Source organism: Chryseobacterium sp. HR92, assembly GCF_045689405.1.
GTDB lineage: Bacteria > Bacteroidota > Bacteroidia > Flavobacteriales > Weeksellaceae > Chryseobacterium > Chryseobacterium viscerum_A.
This window is the reverse complement of record NZ_CP139139.1, coordinates 5094160-5097342: the sequence shown is the minus strand read 5'-3', so window position 1 is coordinate 5097342 and position 3183 is coordinate 5094160. Positions and strand designations below refer to the sequence as shown.

Below are 3183 nucleotides of genomic sequence, written 5' to 3'. Positions count from 1 at the left end.
AAAGAAAACCCCATGAACAGAACCACATCACTAAAACCACAAATATTTTTGTTGCACTATGCCGGCGGAGACAGAAACTCTTTTCGCCCTTTAATAGAAAATTTGCAGCCTCATTTTCAGGTAGAAACTCCGGAACTTCCGGGAAGAGGAGACCGAATGTCAGAACCTCCTTTGAAAAATAAGAATGAAGCTTTAACGGACATACTGGAACAAATAAAACAAGCACGGAATAAAAATGTTCCCTATTTGATTTACGGTCACAGTATGGGAGCTATATTGGGATTTGAAATTTGCGGAGCCCTAGAAAAAGATAGCGATGCACCCGTACATTTTGTAGCTACGGGATATCCGGGCCCAGGAATAAAAGAAAGTACACCAATTGCACATCTTCCTAAAACAGAATTTTTTGCTGAAGTAAGAAAACTGGGTGGAATTTCCGATGAGGTGCTGCAATATGAAGAATTATTAGACTTTTTTGAACCTGTTTTGAGAGGAGATTTCGGACTTCTGGAAAGTAAAAGTAACCAGATTCCTAACATAAAAATAAAAACTCCCATTTATGCAGTAATGGGGAAGAGCGAAAAATACGCACTGAATATAAGAAACTGGGCTAATTATACTGAAGCAGAATGTGAATGTCAGATCGTCAACGGAAACCATTTCTTTATCAATCAGAATTTCAACTATCTGTCGCAGGTAATCAAAAACCTCATGAATACTGCAGCAGCTAAATAATAAATATCTAATTCATTCATAAAGTAAAACCTTACCTATGCCTGGAAGAAAAAAACACGCATTAACCTTTATCTACATTACAGTCCTTATTGATATCATTGGGATAGGAATCATTGGGCCTGTACTGCCTACTTTGATTACAAAACTGTCAAATGCAGATAATATCAGTATCACTGCCCAGTATATTGGATGGTTTATATCCATATATGCTTTAATGCAGTTTTTGTTTGCCCCTGTTTTGGGTGGCTTAAGTGATAGATATGGACGGAGACCGGTGCTTTTATGTTCATTGTTGGGACTTGGAATAGATTATCTCATTCTTGCATTGGCACCTGATATTGCTTGGTTGTTTGTAGGAAGAATCATCAATGGAATAATGGGTTCCAGTATGACAACAGCGGCAGCCTATATTTCAGATATCAGTACTCCAGAGAAAAGAGGACAATATTTTGGCATTATGAGTGCCGTTGCCGGAGTAGGGATGATTATTGGGCCGGTTATAGGAGGAGCTCTAGGACAATATGGAGAAAGAATTCCTTTTTATGCCGCTGCCGGATTAAGCTTACTGAATCTGGTATATGGTTTTTTTGTTCTCCCAGAGTCTTTGTCAGAAAGTAACCGCCGCCCATTTTCCTGGAAAACAGCCAATCCGATTGGAGTAATAAAAAGTCTGGATAGAGAGATTTTAGCACCCTCATTTATCATTGCCTTTATTCTCATTGCCTTGGCGGGACATTCCGTACAAAGCTCGTGGAGCGTATATGTCATGGATAAATTTAACTGGAAAGAGGATATGATAGGTTATTCAATGGGATTTTTAGGACTGTTGATGGTTATCTTCCAGGGAGGATTAATTGGACTCTTTATCAATAAGCTGGGCCAGAAGAAATCAGTAATTATTTTCCTGGCATTCTTTTGTCTGAGCATGCTGCTATTCGGAATAACCAACAAAGGATGGATGATGTTTGTGGTAATTGCTATTTATGCCTTGGGAGGAATGGCATCTCCAATACTTCAGGCCATGATTTCCTCAAAAGTCCCAGATAATAAACAGGGGCTGTTGCAGGGAGGCCTTACCAGTGTCCTTAGCTTAACCTCTATTTTCGGACCATTGCTGATGACCTGGGTATTTGCTTATTTTACCTCTCCTCGGGCGCCGGTTCTCTTCAGTGGAGCACCCTTTATTTTAGGAGCCGTTTTAGCTGTCATTGGGAGCTTTTGTATATATCTTGCTATGAGAAAAGATAATTAATAAAAACGAATGAGTTTTTCAAGAAAATAAAAGAGAATCAATTACTTATTCTATGAAATATAAGCTTCCTAAAATCGATTGATAATCGAATTATTCTTAGCTTCCTAAAAATAAAATTTTGCATTTATAAATTTATGAAGCCGCATTATTTAGCAATAATAGACAACTGAAATGTGTTTAGGATCAATACCTTTGTGATTCTACACCTTTTATTTTGGAAGCATATAAAAAACGGATTGTAAAAACAATACAATACATTGATTCGAATCTTGACGCTGATCTTTCTCTTGAAAAAATTGCAGAGATCAGTGCCTATTCACCGTTTCACTTTCACAGAATATTTAAACTCGTTACCGGAGAGACCCTTCAGAGCTATATTATCAGAAAGAAAATAGAAAAAAGTGCCCTTCATCTGGCGGTGCATAAGAACATGGAGATCAAAGAAATTTATTGGAATCTTGGATTTTCAAACCACTCAGCCTTTTGCAAAACATTCAAAAAACATTACGGTCTGCCTCCTACAGAATTTCGCAGATCAGCTCCGGAAAAATTTCACAAGATTTTACAAACACATAGCAAGAACGGACAAATTGATACGGTTTTCAGCCAATACATTTGCAATATTGAAAACCTATTAAATTGGACCAATATGAATTTAAAAATCGAAGTAAAAGAAATGCCGGAAATGAATCTGGCATCTGTGATGAGCCTTGGAATTGCCAATGTGGAATCTTCTTTCAATGTATTAATAGACTGGGCTATCAGAAAAAACCTTTTTCCGCGGGAAAAAGTCAAAATGATTTCCGTTTATCATGACAGTTTCAAGGTAACTCCTGCCGATAAGGTTAGGATTCATGCATGTATGCTTTTGGATGAAAAATTGAATGAAACACAGGGAGAAGTTTTTTCAGAAGCCATAGAAGCCGGAAAATATATTGTTGGAAGCGGGGAAGTAACGCTCAAAGACTTCGAGCAATGCTGGGTTTCTTTGTTTTTATGGATGAATGAGAACAATTACACTACCAGAAGAACCTTTCCTTACGAAATCTATCACTCTAATTTTAAAGAGCATCCGGAAGGAAAAATGATCGTTGATTTTTGTATTCCGATTCACTAATTTCCCATTCGGTAGCAAAAGAATGCCTTTCGGTAATAAATTTTTTACAGAAGGGCATTTCTTGTACTATTTTTGACCC

3 protein-coding genes are annotated in these 3183 nt (G+C 37.4%); all 3 read left to right on the top strand.

Going from position 1 to position 3183, the window contains the following annotated elements; all coding sequences use genetic code 11:
• Positions 1–12 precede the first annotated feature (12 nt).
• The 3 genes from SFA27_RS23150 to SFA27_RS23140 all read left to right on the top strand — a co-directional run bounded on the left by SFA27_RS23150 (position 13) and on the right by SFA27_RS23140 (position 3104).
• Positions 13–735 (top strand): thioesterase II family protein, encoded by a 723-nt coding sequence (locus tag SFA27_RS23150; RefSeq protein WP_264518991.1) that lies wholly within the window; start codon positions 13–15, stop codon positions 733–735.
• Between the two features lie 37 nt (positions 736–772).
• Positions 773–1987 (top strand): TCR/Tet family MFS transporter, encoded by a 1215-nt coding sequence (locus SFA27_RS23145; RefSeq protein ID WP_407295222.1) that lies wholly within the window; start codon positions 773–775, stop codon positions 1985–1987.
• A gap of 214 nt (positions 1988–2201) precedes the next feature.
• The gene (locus SFA27_RS23140) at positions 2202–3104 is read left to right on the top strand and encodes a GyrI-like domain-containing protein (protein ID WP_407295220.1); all 903 of its coding nucleotides are present in this window, start codon (positions 2202–2204) and stop codon (positions 3102–3104) included.
• The last annotated feature ends 79 nt before the right edge of the window (positions 3105–3183 follow it).

Excerpts from the sequence above, each read along its gene's own strand:
- SFA27_RS23150 (WP_264518991.1), top strand. The coding sequence starts at position 13 with ATGAACAGAACCACATCACTAAAACCACAAATATTTTTGTTGCACTAT.
- SFA27_RS23145 (WP_407295222.1), top strand. The coding sequence starts at position 773 with ATGCCTGGAAGAAAAAAACACGCATTAACCTTTATCTACATTACAGTC.